Annotated in this window: 15 protein-coding genes; 9 read left to right on the top strand and 6 right to left on the bottom strand. The window is 70.3% G+C overall.

All coding sequences use genetic code 11. The annotated features are described in order from the left end of the window. The first annotated feature begins 321 nt into the window (after positions 1–321). Positions 322–753: a DUF1761 domain-containing protein gene (locus tag WA967_RS03405; RefSeq protein ID WP_424419495.1), complete on the top strand. Its 432-nt coding sequence runs from the start codon at positions 322–324 to the stop codon at positions 751–753. 144 nt (positions 754–897) lie between these two features. Here WA967_RS03405 and purQ read toward each other — a convergent pair whose 3' ends face one another. Together purQ and purS are read right to left on the bottom strand one after the other, a co-directional pair. Then, positions 898–1605, bottom strand: coding sequence for a phosphoribosylformylglycinamidine synthase subunit PurQ (gene purQ / locus WA967_RS03410; RefSeq protein WP_424419496.1), 708 nt, complete (start codon positions 1603–1605; stop codon positions 898–900). Further along, positions 1602–1850 carry a phosphoribosylformylglycinamidine synthase subunit PurS gene (gene purS, locus WA967_RS03415; RefSeq protein ID WP_298863214.1) on the bottom strand — a complete coding sequence of 83 codons (249 nt, stop codon included), beginning with the start codon at positions 1848–1850 and terminating at the stop codon, positions 1602–1604. The genes purQ and purS overlap by 4 nt, the downstream gene beginning before the upstream one ends. Positions 1851–2138: 288 nt before the next feature. Here purS and WA967_RS03420 point away from each other — a divergent pair, with 288 nt between their 5' ends. Then, a complete protein-coding gene (locus tag WA967_RS03420) occupies positions 2139–2834 on the top strand; it encodes a MerR family transcriptional regulator (protein WP_424419497.1) in 696 nt (231 codons plus the stop codon). Between the two features lie 9 nt (positions 2835–2843). Here the strand turns inward: WA967_RS03420 and WA967_RS03425 are convergent, their stop codons facing one another. After that, positions 2844–3362, bottom strand: coding sequence for an adenine phosphoribosyltransferase (locus tag WA967_RS03425; protein ID WP_424419498.1), 519 nt, complete (start codon positions 3360–3362; stop codon positions 2844–2846). A gap of 77 nt (positions 3363–3439) precedes the next feature. Between WA967_RS03425 and WA967_RS03430 the strand changes: the two genes are divergently transcribed. Beyond that, positions 3440–4861, top strand: a complete 1422-nt coding sequence (locus tag WA967_RS03430; RefSeq protein ID WP_424419499.1) for a GH1 family beta-glucosidase — start codon at positions 3440–3442, stop codon at positions 4859–4861. Between the two features lie 128 nt (positions 4862–4989). After that, the gene (locus tag WA967_RS03435) at positions 4990–5991 is read left to right on the top strand and encodes a LacI family DNA-binding transcriptional regulator (RefSeq protein ID WP_424419500.1); all 1002 of its coding nucleotides are present in this window, start codon (positions 4990–4992) and stop codon (positions 5989–5991) included. A gap of 100 nt (positions 5992–6091) precedes the next feature. Here WA967_RS03435 and WA967_RS03440 read toward each other — a convergent pair whose 3' ends face one another. Then, positions 6092–6730: a GntR family transcriptional regulator gene (locus WA967_RS03440; protein WP_424419501.1), complete on the bottom strand. Its 639-nt coding sequence runs from the start codon at positions 6728–6730 to the stop codon at positions 6092–6094. A gap of 103 nt (positions 6731–6833) precedes the next feature. Between WA967_RS03440 and WA967_RS03445 the strand changes: the two genes are divergently transcribed. The 5 genes from WA967_RS03445 to WA967_RS03465 are packed head-to-tail and all read left to right on the top strand — an operon-like array spanning position 6834 to position 13142. Further along, positions 6834–8108 (top strand): NRAMP family divalent metal transporter, encoded by a 1275-nt coding sequence (locus WA967_RS03445; RefSeq protein ID WP_424419502.1) that lies wholly within the window; start codon positions 6834–6836, stop codon positions 8106–8108. A 25-nt stretch (positions 8109–8133) separates the two neighbouring features. Beyond that, positions 8134–8904 carry a LamB/YcsF family protein gene (locus WA967_RS03450; protein WP_424419503.1) on the top strand — a complete coding sequence of 257 codons (771 nt, stop codon included), beginning with the start codon at positions 8134–8136 and terminating at the stop codon, positions 8902–8904. Between the two features lies 1 nt (position 8905). After that, positions 8906–9706 (top strand): putative hydro-lyase, encoded by an 801-nt coding sequence (locus tag WA967_RS03455; protein WP_424419504.1) that lies wholly within the window; start codon positions 8906–8908, stop codon positions 9704–9706. Continuing rightward, positions 9706–11430 carry a carboxyltransferase domain-containing protein gene (locus WA967_RS03460; protein ID WP_424419505.1) on the top strand — a complete coding sequence of 575 codons (1725 nt, stop codon included), beginning with the start codon at positions 9706–9708 and terminating at the stop codon, positions 11428–11430. Before WA967_RS03455 ends, WA967_RS03460 begins: the two co-directional genes overlap by 1 nt. Further along, positions 11427–13142, top strand: a complete 1716-nt coding sequence (locus tag WA967_RS03465) for an acetyl/propionyl/methylcrotonyl-CoA carboxylase subunit alpha (RefSeq protein ID WP_424419506.1) — start codon at positions 11427–11429, stop codon at positions 13140–13142. The genes WA967_RS03460 and WA967_RS03465 overlap by 4 nt, the downstream gene beginning before the upstream one ends. Positions 13143–13344: 202 nt before the next feature. Here the strand turns inward: WA967_RS03465 and WA967_RS03470 are convergent, their stop codons facing one another. Together WA967_RS03470 and WA967_RS03475 are read right to left on the bottom strand one after the other, a co-directional pair. Next, positions 13345–14688, bottom strand: a complete 1344-nt coding sequence (locus WA967_RS03470; RefSeq protein WP_424419507.1) for a uracil-xanthine permease family protein — start codon at positions 14686–14688, stop codon at positions 13345–13347. A gap of 248 nt (positions 14689–14936) precedes the next feature. Further along, the gene (locus WA967_RS03475) at positions 14937–15833 is read right to left on the bottom strand and encodes a phosphoribosylaminoimidazolesuccinocarboxamide synthase (RefSeq protein WP_424419508.1); all 897 of its coding nucleotides are present in this window, start codon (positions 15831–15833) and stop codon (positions 14937–14939) included. Between the last annotated feature and the right edge of the window lie 10 nt (positions 15834–15843).

The following is a 15843-nucleotide window of genomic DNA, read 5'->3' on the forward strand; positions in this document are numbered from 1 at the left end:
ACCCGTCGAGCGCGTCCAGCGACCCGGACGCGCCCATGTAGGGCGGCACGACGATGTCGATGCGCCTGGCGGGAGCGGGAGACCTCATATCCCACACCCGGATCTCCACCCCGTCCGGCGGTGTGCCAATGTTCGCGGCGAGACGGTCGGTGGGGACGGTGACGAAGAGCGGCATGGTTCGAGGTTAGCGCCGGTCGACACCCGCGCCGCCCTCGTGGCGGCGGCGCCTGACGGACGCGCGGCCCCCGATTCGTAACGTTGCGACGGACTGGTCCGCGCCCCGACGGGCCGCTAGCCTGAGCGCAGGGCAAGGAGGCTCTCATGACGGTTCCCGAGATCAATTACTGGGCTGTGCTGCTGGCGACGCTCTCGAGCATGATCGTGGGGGCGATCTGGTACGCCCGCGGAGTTCTGGGCGTCCGGTGGGCGCGGCTCGCCGGCGTCGACCTCGAAAAGCCGTCACGCGGCCCGCTGTGGCCCATGATCACCACGGTGATCGTCAGCTTCATCACCGCCTGGGTGCTGGCGGGTGCGGCCACCATCGCGCAGAACTTCTACACGGGCTCGTACTTCTGGGCATCCCTGGTCACGGCGGTCACGCTGTGGGCGGGCTTCACCGCGGCGCGGTTCATCACACACGACGCCTTCGAGGGCCGCTCCACGCAGCTCACGACCCTGAACATCGCGCACGAGCTGATCACCATCGTCGTGATGGCGATCATCATCGGCGTCTGGCCGCCCGCCGGCATCTGACTCCCGAGGTGCGCGCAGCGCAGCATCCATTATCGGACTCGTCGACTGCGCGCGAGATCGCCGAGCAGACGGACTGTTCGCGCGAATGAGCAGGGCCGGCGGGTGGGCCCGTGCCCTCGAGATCAGGGGGTGCCGGCGGCGGCGCTACGCGGCGACGGCGGCCACGGCGGCGATGGCGCTGTGGAAGAAGCCCAGGCCGTCGACGCCGGACCGCATGGCGGCGGCGGTGTCGGGGCCGAAGCCCGGCTCGGTGGCGTGCTCGGGGTGCGGCATGAGACCGACCACGTTGCCGCGCTCGTTGGTGAGCCCGGCGATGTCGCGCAACGACCCGTTCGGGTTCACGCCGGCATAGCGGAAGGCCACCAGGCCCTCGCCCTCCAGCCGGTCCAGCGTCTCGTCGGCGGCGATGTAGCCGCCCTCGCCGTTCTTCAGCGGGATGACGATCTCCTGCCCCTGCGTGAACGCGCTGGTCCATGCCGTGGAGGCGTTCTCGACCGTGAGCCGCTGGTCGCGACGCACGAAGTGCTGGTGATCGTTGCGGATCAGGCCGCCGGGCAGCAGGTGCGCCTCGACGAGCATCTGGAATCCGTTGCAGATGCCCAGGATCGGCATGCCGTGGGTCGCAGCATCCTTGACCTCCGACATGATCGGCGAGAGCGCGGCGATGGCGCCGGAGCGCAGGTAGTCTCCGTAGCTGAAGCCGCCGGGCAGCACGAGGGCGTCGACGCCCTCGAGATCGTGCGAACCATGCCACAGGGCGACGGGCTCGGCCCCGGCGAGGCGGATGGCGCGCTGCGCGTCGCGGTCGTCCAGTGAGCCGGGGAAGGTGATGACCCCGATGCGGACCGTCATTCGGCGACCTCGACGCCTACGACGTCCTCGATCACGGAGTTGGACAGCACGTCCTCGGCCACGCGACGCGCCTCGGCGAGCAGCTCGTCGGTGACCTCCCCGTCGACGGTGAGCTCGAAGCGCTTGCCGATGCGCACCTGGCTGAAGCCTGCGACGCCGAGGCGGGCGAACGCGCCGGAGACGGCTTTCCCCTGGGGGTCGAGCAGTTCGGCCTTGGGCATGACGTCGACGACGATGGTGGGCACAACTGCCTCCAGAAACGCGCGGGCGGGAACAGGGAGAGTCTACCGCGCGGCCGCGGTCGTTCCGGCCCGGAAGACGGGGCGGATGCCGGTCGGCCCGGGCGGACGCGCACCCCTCGTTGTCCAGCCCGGGCACCGGCGAGGCGCCCCCCGCACCTCGACAGCCCACGGAACCCCCGTTCCGAGAGCTTTCCCTACACGTGAGAGGTTAGAGTCTTCGCACGGACTGCGCACCGTGGAGAGCTTGATGAGGGTCTGCTCTCCAACCTGCGCCGCACGGGGAGGACGAACATGAAGCTGAGCAGGCTCGCGGAGCTCAGCGGTGTCAGCACCACGACGATCAAGCACTGGATCCGGGTGGGGATCATGCCCGCCGGCCGTCTGCGTAACGCCACGACCGCTGTCTACGAGCAGCGGCATGTGGACCGCGCCCGGCTCATCGTCGTGCTGCGCGACGTGTACGGCGCATCCACCGCATCCATCCGCTCCCTGACCGACCTCATCGACACCCCCGGCGTGCTGACCCTGGACGTCATGAACGCGTGCCAGGCCTTCGCCCTCGGAGTGCCGGAGGACATCGCGTCCGATCCCGCCTATGACGAGTTCCGCGAGCGCACCCACGAGCTGATGCGCCGTCGCGACTGGCGCGGGTACCCGGGGGCGGCTGAGCGCGGCCTCACATCCGCGCTCGCGCAGGCCGCGGAGGTGGGGCTGGACTACGACGTGGACGAGCTGATGGAGTACGCCGACGCCCTGGAGCCGCTGACCAGCCGCAACGTCGAGGCCCTGGGGCTGGAGGGCTCGGCGGACGAGGTCGCGCGGCGGATGCTGCTGGCCGTGAACGCCCGCGCGCGGCAGCTGGTGGCTGTCAGCAGCCTTGCGCACGCCGCCTCGGCCGTCCGCTCCGCGATCGACGCGGGCCGCGCCCCCGCCGACATCGCCAAGCCGCCTGCGCGCTCAGCCGCTCCAGCTCCGTCGAGAGCGTGACGGAGAGGGTCAGGCGGAGCGGAAGACGGTGTGCAGATCGCCGATCACGTCGCGGCCGCCGAGGCCGTCGATCTCGAACAGCACGCTGATGCCGGCGACCGTGCAGCCCACTCTCTCGACGATCTGGCGGCCGGCGTTCAGGGTGCCGCCGGTGGCCAGCACGTCGTCGATGAGCAGGATGCGGGTGCCGGCGGGCAGGTCGTCGTGCATCTCGACCGCCGCGGTGCCGTACTCGAGGGCGTAGTCGACGGATGCCGCAGGGCGGGGCAGCTTGCCGGCCTTGCGGATGGGCACGAAGCCGACACCGGCGGTGATCGCGGCTGCTCCCGCCAGGATGAAGCCGCGGGCCTCGACGCCTGCGACCACGTCGAAGGAACCGGCGAACGGCTCGACGAGCGCCTCGGTGGTGGCGCGCAGCGCCTCGGCATCCGCCAGCAGCGGAGTGATGTCCCGGAACAGGATCCCGGGATGCGGGTAGTCGGGGATCGATCGGATCAGTGACTCGGCACGCGCCAGTTCGGGACTCACCTGGCAAGAATACCGGTCGTGCTCGTGCCCGACCGGATGTGGGAGCGCTCCCAGGCAGTCGTGCCATGATTGTCAGCATGACCCGCTCCTTCCCAGACGGCTTCCTGTTCGGCGCCGCCACGGCCGCGTATCAGATCGAGGGCGCCGCCTTCGAGGACGGCCGCACGGCCTCGATCTGGGACGCGTTCTCGCGCGTGCCAGGCGCCGTGGTGAACGGCGACAACGGCGATGTCGCCTGCGATCACTACCACCGCTGGCGCGAGGACGTGGCGCTGATGAAGGAGCTCGGTCTGCAGACGTACCGGTTCTCCACCTCGTGGTCGCGCGTGCGCCCCGACGGCGGCCCCGTGAACGCCCAGGGCGTCGACTTCTACAGCCGGCTCGTCGACGAGCTGCTGTCCGCCGGCATCGTGCCCTGGCTGACCCTGCACCACTGGGACATGCCGCAGGCGCTCGAGGAGCAGGGCGGGTGGACCAGCCGCGACACGGCGGAGCGCTTCGCCGACTACGCGCTCAGCGTGCACGACGCCCTCGGCGACCGCGTGCAGCACTGGACCACCATGAACGAGCCGTGGTGCTCGTCGTTCCTCTCGTACACCGCCGGCGTGCACGCGCCGGGGCGCACCAGCATCCGCGACGGCCTGCTGGCCTCTCATCACCTGCTGCTGGCCCACGGGACGGCAGTGCGGGCGCTGCGCGAGCATGACGCGACCCTCGAGGCGGGCATCACCCTCAACCTCACCGTCGCCGACCCCGCCGACGAGAAGGACTCGCTGGACCTCGACGCGGCCCGTCGCATCGACGGGCAGTTCAACCGCTGGTTCCTCGATCCGCTGTTCCTCGGCGAATATCCGAGCGACATCGTCCGTGACATCCGGGACGTGGATCCCGCCGCAGTCTCCGACTGGCAGGATGCCGTGCACGACGGCGACCTGCAGATCATCTCCGCGCCGCTGGATGCGCTGGGCATCAACTACTACCACGGCGAGCTGCTGAGCGGGCATCCGCAGTCTGGGGCCGAGGGAAACCCGCACGAGACCGACGGGCAGCAGCGGCCCACGGCCTCGCCGTTCCCGTCCCACGACGGCATCCACTGGGTCGAGCGCGGTCTGCCCCGCACCGGCATGGGCTGGGAGGTGCAGCCGGAGGGCCTCACACGCCTGCTGCAGCGCGTGGCCGCCGACTACGCGGGCTCGGTGCCGCTGTACGTCACCGAGAACGGCGTCGCCTACGACGACGTGGTGAGCGAGGACGGCGAGGTCGCGGATGCCGATCGCACCGCGTTCCTGCGCGAGCATGTCTCCGCGACACTGGACGCCATCGAGAGCGGCGTGGACGTGCGCGGCTACTTCTACTGGTCGCTGCTGGACAACTTCGAGTGGGCCTGGGGATACGCCAAGCGCTTCGGAATCGTGCGCGTCGACTACGAGACCCAGGAGCGCACCATCAAGCAGAGCGGTCGGGAGTACGCTCGCATCATCGCCGCCCGCGCGGTCTGACCCGCCACCGGGTCCTCGGCACCTGGGTCGCTGAGCCCCCACCTGGGTCGCTGAGCCCCCACTGGGTCGCTGAGCCCCCACCTGGGTCGCTGAGCCCGTCGAAGCGCGGCCCGCACCGAAACGAGACGATGATGCCCCGCCCCACGATCGAAGAGGTCGCCGCCCTCGCCGGCGTCTCGCGCTCGACCGTGTCCCGGGTCGTCAACGGCTCGCCCGCGGTCAGTCCCGAGGCGCTCGCCGCAGTGCAGCGCGCCATCGCCGAGCTCAACTATGCGCCCAACCGCGCCGCGCGGTCGCTGGCCAGCAGGCAGACCCATGCCATCGGCCTGGTCGTCCCGGAGGACACCACGCGCTTCTTCGGAGACCCGTACCTGGCATCCGTCGTCGCCGGGATCAGCGCCCGGCTGGCGGACTCCGACTACATCCTCAACCTGCTCATCGCCAGCGACGATCCGGGCGGGAAGATGGTGCGGTTCGTGCGCAACGGCGGGGTGGACGGCGCGCTGATCGTCTCGCACCACGCCAGCGACGCCTTCGTGGACAGCATCGCGGACGCGGTGCCGGTGGTCTTCGGCGGACGCCCGACCACGGTGCGCGAGAGCGACATCATCATCGACGTGGACAATGCGGCCGCGGCGCGCAGCGCGGTCGCGCACCTGATCGCCCTGGGCCGGCGTCACATCGCCACCATCACGGGGACGATGACCATGGCCGTCAGCGTGGACCGTCGCGACGGATTCCTCGCCGGGCTCGCGGATGCCGGCCTGCAGTCCTGCGGAGAGATCGACGGGGACTTCAGCGAGCAGGGCGGAGCGGATGCCGCGGCGCGGCTGCTGGCGCAGCCTGAGCGTCCGGATGCCATCTTCGCCGCGAGCGACCTGATGGCCCGCGGTGCGATCGGCGTGCTGCGCTCGGCAGGTCTGCGCGTGCCCGAGGACGTCGCGGTGATCGGATTCGACGACTCGGCCCTGGCCGCGGCATCCGATCTGACCAGCGTCCACCAGCCGATGTTCCGGCAGGGCGAGATGCTGGCGGGCATGATGATCGGCGTGCTGGCGGGCCGGCGTCAGGAGCCGCTGACCATCCTGCCGACAGAGCTCGTCGTGCGGGGCTCCGCGCCGGCGGCCTGACGGAGTGTCAATCAGTTAGTACACGTCTGTCAATTTGTTAGTTGGAGAGTCGTCCATCTGTGAGACAGGGCTCGTCCGATTCTCGGGCAGGCGGTCGCTCCTATGCCCTGCCCATGCGGGTGAAGGCTCCCAGCACTGTGCGCTCGGAGGCCATCAGATAGCGCTCGAGCTCGTCCGCCGCCGCGGCCGGACCCTGCTCGAGCAGTGCGGTCAGCACTGCACGGTTCTTGCGCACGAACGGCTCGTGGAGCGCCCGGGGGTCGTCGATCTCGAGGAACACCAGGCGCAGCTCCGCAGCCACATCGCGGTAGGTGCGTGCCAGGCGCGGGCTGTCCGACAGTGCGACGATCGCGTCGTGGAATGCCATGTTGGCGCTGCCCACGCGGATCCAGTCCCCGGTGGGGAGATGCTCCTCGGCATCCGTCAGCGAATCCCGCATCAGCTGCACTGCGGGGTGCTCGGGCTCGGAGTACCGCAGCGCCGTGCACTCGATCACGCGGCGCGCGCGGTAGATGTCGATGACGTCGGCGATGGTCGGGGAGGCCACGGAGACGCCGCGGTGCGGCACGTGCTCGATCAGGCCCTGCTCTGCCAGCACGCGGAACGCCTCGCGCAGTGTGTTGCGGGAGACGTCCAGCTGCTCGGCCAGGGTCGCCTCCGACAGTCGCGATCCCGGCGCGAAGTCGCCTGCGATGATGCGCGTGCGCAGCTCGTCGGCCAGCGGGACGTGGGAGGGCATGGCTCCAGAGTAAGGGACAACAGATTGTTGAACAATCAATACTGATATGTTCTACACTCAGTGTCATATGACACCCACCAACGACGATGGGACTTCCCCCCTCATGTCTGATCAGACACACTCCCTCTCGGCCGAAGACGAAGCACGCCTGGCCAACACGAAGAAGCGCGTGGGCCGCAGTGCGGTCATCGGCGCGATCTTCCTCATGGCGACCTCCGCCATCGGCCCCGGCTTCATCACGCAGACGGCCACCTTCACGCAGACGATGGGCGCCTCGTTCGCCTTCGCCATCCTGCTCTCGGTGATCATCGACATCTGCGTGCAGCTGAACATCTGGCGCATGATCACCTCGTCCGGCAAGCGCGCCGGCGAGCTCGCCAACAGCGCCATCCCGTTCTCGGGCCACGTGATCGCCGTGCTGGTGATCATCGGCGGTCTGGCCTTCAACATCGGCAACATCGCCGGTGGCGGGCTGGGTCTGAACGCCCTGCTGGGCGTCGACCCCAAACTCGGCGGCCTGATCACCGGAGCCCTGGCCATCGTCATCTTCCTCATCAAGAAGGCCGGCCGCGTGATGGACATCGTCCTGATCGTGCTCGGCGTCGGCATGATCGTCATGACCGTCATCGTCGCCATCGTCTCCGGGCCGCCCATCGGCGACGCGCTGAGGCAGACGATCGTCCCCGACAGCATCAACTTCGCCACCATCACCACGATCGTCGGCGGCACCGTCGGCGGCTACATCACCTACTCGGGCGCCCACCGCTACCTGGACTCGGGGCACACCGGTCCCGAGTACGCGGGACCCGTCATGCGAGCGGCATCCAACGGCGTGTTCGTCACCGGCATCATGCGGTACGTACTGTTCCTCGCGATCCTCGGCGTGGTGGCCTCCGGCGTGACCCTGGATCTGTCCGGCCAGGCCGCCAACCCCGCCGGCCAGGCGTTCGGCGCCGTGCTGGGAGCCGCGGGTCTGCGCATCTTCGGCGCGATCTTCTGGGCCGCCGCGCTCAGCTCCGTGATCGGTGCGGCGTACACGTCGGCGACCTTCCTCTCCACCTTCCACCGACGCTTCCTCGGCGGCTGGTCGCTGCAGTGGGCCACAGTGATCTTCATCGTGGTGTCGTGGATCATCTACCTGTCCATCGGCACGGCCCCAGCGGCGATCCTGGTGTTCGTCGGCGGTTTCAACGGGCTCATCCTGCCGATCGGCCTGACGGTGTTCATGTACATCGGCTGGTTCCGCCGCGACCTGCTCGGCACCAGGAAGTACCCGCTGTGGCTGCTGATCGCCGGCACCCTGGTCACGCTGCTGACCTGGTACATGGGCATCACCTCAGTCGGCCCGATCTTCGCCTTCCTCGGCGTCGGCGCCTGAATACTCATATGAAACGGAGCACGATATGGCATCCATCGATCTGAACTCGGACCTCGGCGAGAACACGCCCGACCGCATGGTCGGCGATGACGCAGCCATGCTCGGCATCGTCACCAGCGCCAACGTGGCCTGCGGGTTCCACGCGGGCAGCCCGGAGGGCATCCGAGAGACGCTCGACGCCGCCGTGCGCAACGGCGTCGTGATCGGTGCGCACCCCGGCTACCGCGACTACGAGAACTTCGGACGCACCAACGTGCAGATCGACTCGGCCACGCTGCAGGCGCATGTCGAGTACCAGCTGGGTGCCCTGATCGGCCTGGCGAAAGCCGTCGGCGGCGCGGTGGAGTACGTCAAACCGCACGGTGCGCTGTACAACACCATCGCCCGCGACGAGCGCCAGGCCGCGGATGTCGCTGCGGCCATCAGGGCCGTCGATCCGAACTTGGTGATGCTCGGTCTGGCCGGTGGCGTCGCTCTCGAGGTCGCCTCGAAGGCCGGGTTGCAGGTCGCGGCCGAGGCGTTCGCCGACCGTGCCTACCAGCCCGATGGCCAGCTGGTCTCGCGCACGCAGGAGGGCGCCGTGCTGCATGACGCCGTCGCCGTCGCCGAGCGCATGGTGCGCTTCGCGGAGACCGGGCTGATCCGCGCCATCGACGGCACGGACGTGCGCGTGGACGCATCCTCCATCTGCGTGCACGGCGACAGCGCCGGGGCGATCGCGATGGCGACCGAGACCAGGCGGATGCTGCAGGAGGCCGGCGTCACCATCGCACCCTTCGCACGCAGGGCGGCCTGAGATGTCCGTACTCGCCACACCGGACCAACTGGCGGATGCCCGTGCCGCGCGCCGCGCGTACCGTGAGGGTCTCGCCGAGCCGACCAGCGGTGTTGCTGCCGGTCTCACGCAGGCCAACCTCATCGCCGTGCCCGCCGATTGGGCGTTCGAGACCCTGCTGTTCGCACAGCGCAACCCCAAGCCGTGTCCTGTGCTCGAGGTCATCGAGCAGGGCCGGGTGGAGTCCGCGCTGGCGCCCGGTAGCGACATCCGCACCGACATCGGCCAGTACCGCATCTGGCGCGACGGCAAGCTCGCCGAGGAGGTGACGGATGCCACGGATGCCTGGGACGAGCATCCCGACCTCGTCGCCTTCCTGATCGGCTGCAGCTTCACCTTCGAGGCGGGCCTGGTCGAGGCCGGGATCCCGATCCGCCACCAGGAGCTGGGCCGCAACGTGCCCATGTACCGCACGAATGTCTCCTGCGCGCCGGCCGGGCGGCTGAGCGGCGAGCTGGTCGTCTCGATGAGGCCGATCCCCGCATCCCGGGTCGCGGATGCCGTGCAGATCTCCGGCCGCACTCCCGCGGTGCACGGCGCGCCCGTGCACATCGGCGATCCCGCGTCGCTGGGAATCCTCGACCTGGCTGCCCCCGACTTCGGCGACGCCCCCGAGATGCGCGACGGCGAGATCCCCGTCTTCTGGGCGTGCGGCGTCACCCCGCAGGCGGCGATCATGGCGTCCAGGCCGCCGTTCGCCGTGACGCATTCCCCTGGTTACATGTTCATCACCGACGTGCCCGACGCGGAGTACATCGTCTGATGCGCATCCTCACCGCCTCCGATCACGCACTGCTGGTCGAAGCCGCAGACCTCGACCAGGCCATGCGGTTGAACCTCGCCTGGGACGGCGTGCCCGGCATCGTCGAGCGCATCCCCGGTGCCCGCACCGTGCTGGTGCGCTTCGATCCGCTGCGGGTGTCCGCCGCGGAGCTGGCGGCGGCGCTCGAGGCGACGCCGGTGGATGCCGAGCACGTGCGCCACGCCCGCGAGGTCACCATCCCCGTGCAGTACGACGGCGAGGACCTCGACGAGGTCGCGGCCCTGCTGGGCGTCTCGACCGAGGAGGTCGTGAACCGGCACCTGGCCGCCGAGTGGCAGGTGGCGTTCTCGGGCTTCGCCCCCGGCTTCGGATACACGGTGGGCAGCGACCCGCTGTTCGACGTGCCGCGCCGGTCGTCGCCCCGCACCCGCGTGCCAGCGGGATCGGTGGGGCTCGCCGGGCAGTTCACGGGCGTGTATCCGCGGGAGAGCCCGGGCGGCTGGCAGCTGATCGGGCGGACGGGTGCCGAGATGTGGGACATCGAGAGGGACCCGCCGGCGCTGATGTCGCCGGGGACTCTGGTGCGGTTCGTTCGTGCTGCTGCTTCTTCGGTTCTGGGCGGGTCGGGTCGCTCCGCGACGGCGCTCGGCGGGCCGGGTCACCGTGCGGGGGCGGGCTCCGGCGCTTCGTTCGGATCCGTCGAGGTCGTCCGGCCCTCCCTGCAGCTGCTGGTGCAGGACCGGGGACGGTTCGGGCACGCCGCGCTCGGCGTCTCGGCATCCGGCGCCGCCGACCGCACGGCGCTGCGCGACGCGAACAGGGCAGTCGGGAATCCGACCGGAGCGGCCGTGCTGGAGAGCGTGGGCGGGTGCGTTCTGCGCTTCCGCGGCGACGGGGTCGCATCGGTCGCCGGCGCGGTCGGCGAGATCTCGCTGGAGGATGCTGCAGGACGGACCCGCACGATTCGGCACGGCGCCCCATTCGCGGTCGTCGACGGCGATGAGCTCGCCCTCGGGCATCCGACGCACGGGCTGCGGTACGTCATCGCGGTACGCGGCGGCGTCCGGGTGCGCGAGGCGCTCGGCAGCACGGCATCCGACACCCTCGCCGGGCTCGGCCCCGCACCGCTGAAGGCGGGCGACGTCGTCGACATCGGTGCGGGTGCCCCGTACGCGGTCGACCCGCATCCGCAGCCGCGCGCGCTGCCGGCATCCGGCGATGGGGTCGAACTCGAGATCACGCTCGGCCCGCGCGACGACTGGTTCACGGCATCCGCTCTGCAGGCCCTCACCGGACAGGACTGGACGGTCACCCCGCGTTCCGACCGGGTCGGCATCCGGCTGCACGGCGAGACCCCGCTGGAACGCGCAACTGCGGGGGAGCTGTCCAGCGAGGGTGCCGTCACCGGCGCCATCCAGGTGCCGCCGGACGGGCAGCCCGTGCTGTTCCTGCCCGATCACCCGCTCACCGGCGGGTACCCGATCATCGGAGCGCTCACCGATCGCTGCCTGGACCTCGCCGGCCAGCTGCCGCCCGGCGTCCGCATCCGCTTCCGCGTCGCCGATGCCGCCGACGGTGCAGACGCGGATCCTGCTGACGGTGCAGACGCGGATCCCGTGACGGATCACGGGCACTCCGGGGCGAGCCGGCCGGCGTCCGGCGCAGACACGCCGCAGGCATCCGCGCGACCACACGCCGAATCAACCGAGAAGGGCACCTCATGACGAAGATCCTCATCGCCAACCGCGGCGAGATCGCGGTGCGCGTGATCCGCGCCTGCGCCGAGGCGGGATACGCGTCGGTGGCCGTCTACGCCGACCAGGATGCTGACGCCCTGCACGTGCGCCTGGCAGACGAGGCCGTGGGGCTGGGAGGTGCGACCGCTGCCGACACGTACCTGTCGATCAGCGCGCTGCTGGACGCCGCGCGCCGCAGCGGAGCGGATGCCGTGCATCCGGGCTACGGGTTCCTGTCCGAGAGCGCTGCGTTCGCGAGCGCCGTCGAGGATGCCGGACTCATCTGGATCGGCCCGACTCCCGCCAGCATCGAGGCGCTCGGCGACAAGATGACGGCCCGCCGCATCGCCCAGCGCGTCGGGGCCCCGCTGGCCGCCGGCACCGACCATCCGCTGTCCGGTCCGGCCGAAGCCGTGGCGTTCGCCGAGGAGCACGGCGTGCCCATCGCCATCAAGGCCGCGTTCGGCGGCGGTGGGCGAGGCATCAAGGTGGTGCGCGAGCTGAGCGAGGTGGCCGAGGCGTTCGACGCCGCCACCCGCGAGGCCATCGTGGCCTTCGGCCGCGGCGAGTGCTTCGTGGAGCGGTTCCTGGAGAGCCCGCGCCACATCGAGGTGCAGGTGCTCGGTGACGGCGAGGGCAGGGTGATCGCCGTCGGCGACCGCGACTGCTCCATGCAGCGCCGCAACCAGAAGCTCATCGAGGAGGCGCCGGCTCCTGGGCTCACCCCCGAGCAGCGCGAGCAGTTCCACGAGGCCGCACGCCGCATCTGCGCCGAGGTCGACTACCGCGGCGCCGGCACCGTCGAGTTCCTGCTGGCCGCCGACGGCACCATCTCGTTCCTCGAGGTGAACACGCGGCTGCAGGTCGAGCATCCGATCACCGAGCAGGTCACCGGCGTCGACCTGGTGCGCGAGCAGTTCCGCATCGCGTTCGGCGAGGGCCCGTCGTTCTCGGAGACGCCGCAGCCGCACGGCCACGCGTTCGAGTTCCGCATCAATGCCGAGGACCCGGGCCGTGGCTTCCTGCCCAGCCCCGGTGCGGTCACCGCGCTGCGGGTGCCGGGCGGACCCGGCGTGCGGTGGGACAGCGGCATCGAGGCCGGGGATGCCGTGCAGCCGGCGTTCGACTCGATGATCGCCAAGCTCATCGTGCACGCGGACACGCGCGACGCCGCCCTGGTGCGCGCCCGCCGCGCGCTGCGCGAGCTGTCGATCGAGGGCCCCGCCACCGTGGTCGGCTTCGACCTCCTGGCCGTCGAAGCGCCCGAGTTCCAGACCTCGGCCTTCGCCGTGCACACGCAGTGGATCGAGTCGGCGCTGCTGTCGCGTCTGGAGCCGCTGCTGCGTCCTGACCCGGTGGAGGATGCCGGGATGGCGCGCTTCCCCGTGGAGATCGACGGCCGGCGCGTGATGCTCGGCCTGCCGGTCGGGCTGCTGGCCGGATTCGCCGGCTCTGCGGCATCCGCTCCCTCTTCTGCATCGGCGGCCGACCCGGCCGATCTGCACGCGCCCGTGCCCGGCGCGCTGGTGCGCTGGCTGGCCGACGACGGCGCGACGGTGTCGGAGGGCGACACCGTCGCCGTGCTGGATGCCATGAAGATGGAGACTCCGGTGCTCGCGCACCGCGCCGGCACGCTCGCGCACACGGCGGCGGTGGGCGACGTGCTCGCCGCGGACGCCGTGATCGGCCGCATCGGCTGATCCGGCCGCGCCCCGCGGCATCCGTTCTGCTCTACCGGTGTCCGCCCAGAACCGGAGGATCGCCGAGAACCGGACAGTCTCTACTGTTTCCGTCCGGTTCGCGGCTGTTCTCGGGTTCTCGACAGGTCGGATGCCGGGACAGCAAGCCGGATGCAGAGATGCCGAGGGCCCGGATGCGGGCATCCGGGCCCTCGGACCTGGCTCAGGCGGGGTCGCCGCCGGGCGCACCCACGGGCTCGAGGGGCTGGGGGTCGTCGGCGCCGGTCCTGCGCACCCGGGCGATGGCGTTGCCGCCGTGGTAGATGACGATGGCCGCGACGGTCGCGATCACGATGCCGCCCAGCACGAAGCCGCCCTCTCCCTTGATCTCGAAGCCGCCGACGGCCATGATCAGCGCCACGGCTGCCGTGTACTGGTTGACGGGGCGCGAGAAGTCGACCTTGTTGTCGACCCAGATCTTGATGCCGATCACGCCGATCAGGCCGTACAGCGCGGTGGTGATGCCGCCCAGCACACCGGCCGGCACCGAGTTGATCACCTCGCCGAACTTCGGCGACATGCTCAGCAGGATCGCGGTGATGCCCGCCACCCAGTACGCCGCCGTCGAGTAGACGCGGGTGGACGCCATCACGCCGATGTTCTCACCGTAGGTGGTGGTGCCCGAGCCGCCGAAGAAGCCGGCCAGTGTGGTCGAGATGCCGTCGGCGATGAGCGCCTTGCCGGTGTGCTCGTTGATCGCAGGGTCCTCGACCATGGTGGCGACACCGCGCACGTGTCCGACGTTCTCGGCGACCAGCACGAGCACCACCGGCAGGAACATGGCCATCACGGCCCATGTGCCGGGGCTGACGAAGTCGGGCATGTGGAAGGTCGGCAGGCCCACCCACGCGGCCTTGTCGACCTTGCTGAAGTCGAGCTCGCCCCGGAACGCGGCGAAGATGTAGCCCGCGATCACGCCGAGGAAGATCGAGATGCGGCCCAGGAACCCGCGGAACACCACGGCGAACAGGATCGTGACCGTCAGGGTGAAGGTCGCGGTGACGGGCGCCGTGGCGAAGTTGCCGTGCGCTGCGCCGGCCAGGTTGAACCCGATCAGCGCCACGATGGTGCCGGCCAGCACCGGCGGCAGGAAGCGGTCGACCCACTTGACACCTGCGGTGTGCACGACCACGCCGATGATGGTCAGCAGCACGCCGACCGCGATGATGCCGGCCAGGGCTGACCCGATGCCGTCGCTTGCGCCGGTGGCGTTGGCAGCGGTCGCTGCCGTGACCGGGGCGATGAAGGCGAACGACGATCCCAGGTAGCTGGGCAGCTTGTTGCGGGTGACCAGCAGGAACAGGATCGTGCCGACGCCGCTGAACAGCAGGGTGGTCGGCACGGGGAATCCGGTGAGGATCGGCACCAGGAACGTGGCGCCGAACATGGCGACGACGTGCTGCACGCCGATCGCGATCGTGGCGGGCCAGTTCAGGCGCTCATCGGGACGGACGACGGCATCGGGCGCGACAGTGCGACCGTCGCCATGGATCTTCCACTGCGGCATGGGGCTCCTCGGAGTAGGGCGCGTGCGGGATCACGGCCGAGGAAACCTTATCGCTCCGGCGGTGGGCCGCTGTGCGGCATCCGGTGCGACAGCCGTGCGACAGATCGGGGGCCGACACGCCAGAACGCAGAACGGTCTGCGGCGTGTCGGCCCCCGAAGTGGCGTGTCGGCCCCCAAAACGTATCGGGGAGGGGGCGGCGGCCCCCGAAGTGCAACCCGCGGCCAGTGGGCTCCGGCGGCCAGCCGGCTCAGTCCGTCAGGCGGCCGATGAGCTCGCGGTAGCGGGCCGCCGTCTTCTCGACGATCTCCTCGGGCAGCTCGGGCGGCGTGCCCTGCTTGTCCCAGTGCGCGGACAGCCAGTTGCGCACGATCTGCTTGTCGAAGCTGGCCATCCGCTCCTCCGGCGTCGGACCGTTCGCCCAGGCCGACGCATCCCAGTAGCGGGACGAGTCGCTGGTGAGCACCTCGTCGGCCAGGCGCAGGACGCCATCGGCATCCGTCCCGAACTCGAACTTGGTGTCGGCGAGGATCAGGCCCTTCTCCTCCGCGATCGCGGCGGCGCGGGTGTAGACCGAGATCGAGGCGTCGCGCAGCTGAGCCGCGCGCTCCGCGCCGACCAGCTCCTCGACCTTCTCGAAGGTGATGTTCTCGTCATGCTCGCCCATCGGCGCCTTGTAGGCCGGGGTGAACAGCGGCTCGGGCAGGCGGTCGCCGTTCTTCAGCCCGGCCGGCAGCGGGATGCCGCAGACCGTGCCGCTCTCGACATACTCGGCCCAGCCGGACCCGGTGATGTATCCGCGCACGACGCACTCGATGGGCAGCATCTCCAGGGCCATCGCCACCATGGCGCGGCCGGCCACGGCATCCGGGATCTCGCCCTCCACGATGTGGTTGGGCACGTCGGCCAGCTTGTCGAACCACCACAGGCTCAGGGCGGTGAGCAGCTCGCCCTTCCGCGGGATCGCAGGGGAGAGCACGAAGTCGAACGAGCTCACGCGGTCGGATGCGACCATCAGGATGCGCGTGTCGCCAGGGTCTTCCGATGCGTACAGCTCACGGACCTTGCCGGAGTAGATGTGCCGCCAGCCGGGGATGCTCTGTGCTTCGCTCACGAGTACATTGTGGCATCCGCTGCCGTGGGGCATCCGCCCCGAG

The sequence above is a fragment of the Microbacterium sp. genome, from assembly GCF_049650565.1.
Classification (GTDB): domain Bacteria; phylum Actinomycetota; class Actinomycetes; order Actinomycetales; family Microbacteriaceae; genus Microbacterium.

Coding starts and splice junctions, on each gene's coding strand:
- WA967_RS03405 (WP_424419495.1), top strand. CDS start 322: ATGACGGTTCCCGAGATCAATTACTGGGCTGTGCTGCTGGCGACGCTC.
- purQ (WP_424419496.1), bottom strand. CDS start 1,605: ATGACGGTCCGCATCGGGGTCATCACCTTCCCCGGCTCACTGGACGAC.
- WA967_RS03420 (WP_424419497.1), top strand. CDS start 2,139: ATGAAGCTGAGCAGGCTCGCGGAGCTCAGCGGTGTCAGCACCACGACG.
- WA967_RS03430 (WP_424419499.1), top strand. CDS start 3,440: ATGACCCGCTCCTTCCCAGACGGCTTCCTGTTCGGCGCCGCCACGGCC.
- WA967_RS03435 (WP_424419500.1), top strand. CDS start 4,990: ATGATGCCCCGCCCCACGATCGAAGAGGTCGCCGCCCTCGCCGGCGTC.
- WA967_RS03440 (WP_424419501.1), bottom strand. CDS start 6,730: ATGCCCTCCCACGTCCCGCTGGCCGACGAGCTGCGCACGCGCATCATC.
- WA967_RS03445 (WP_424419502.1), top strand. CDS start 6,834: ATGTCTGATCAGACACACTCCCTCTCGGCCGAAGACGAAGCACGCCTG.
- WA967_RS03450 (WP_424419503.1), top strand. CDS start 8,134: ATGGCATCCATCGATCTGAACTCGGACCTCGGCGAGAACACGCCCGAC.
- WA967_RS03455 (WP_424419504.1), top strand. CDS start 8,906: ATGTCCGTACTCGCCACACCGGACCAACTGGCGGATGCCCGTGCCGCG.
- WA967_RS03460 (WP_424419505.1), top strand. CDS start 9,706: ATGCGCATCCTCACCGCCTCCGATCACGCACTGCTGGTCGAAGCCGCA.
- WA967_RS03465 (WP_424419506.1), top strand. CDS start 11,427: ATGACGAAGATCCTCATCGCCAACCGCGGCGAGATCGCGGTGCGCGTG.
- WA967_RS03470 (WP_424419507.1), bottom strand. CDS start 14,688: ATGCCGCAGTGGAAGATCCATGGCGACGGTCGCACTGTCGCGCCCGAT.
- WA967_RS03475 (WP_424419508.1), bottom strand. CDS start 15,833: ATGCCCCACGGCAGCGGATGCCACAATGTACTCGTGAGCGAAGCACAG.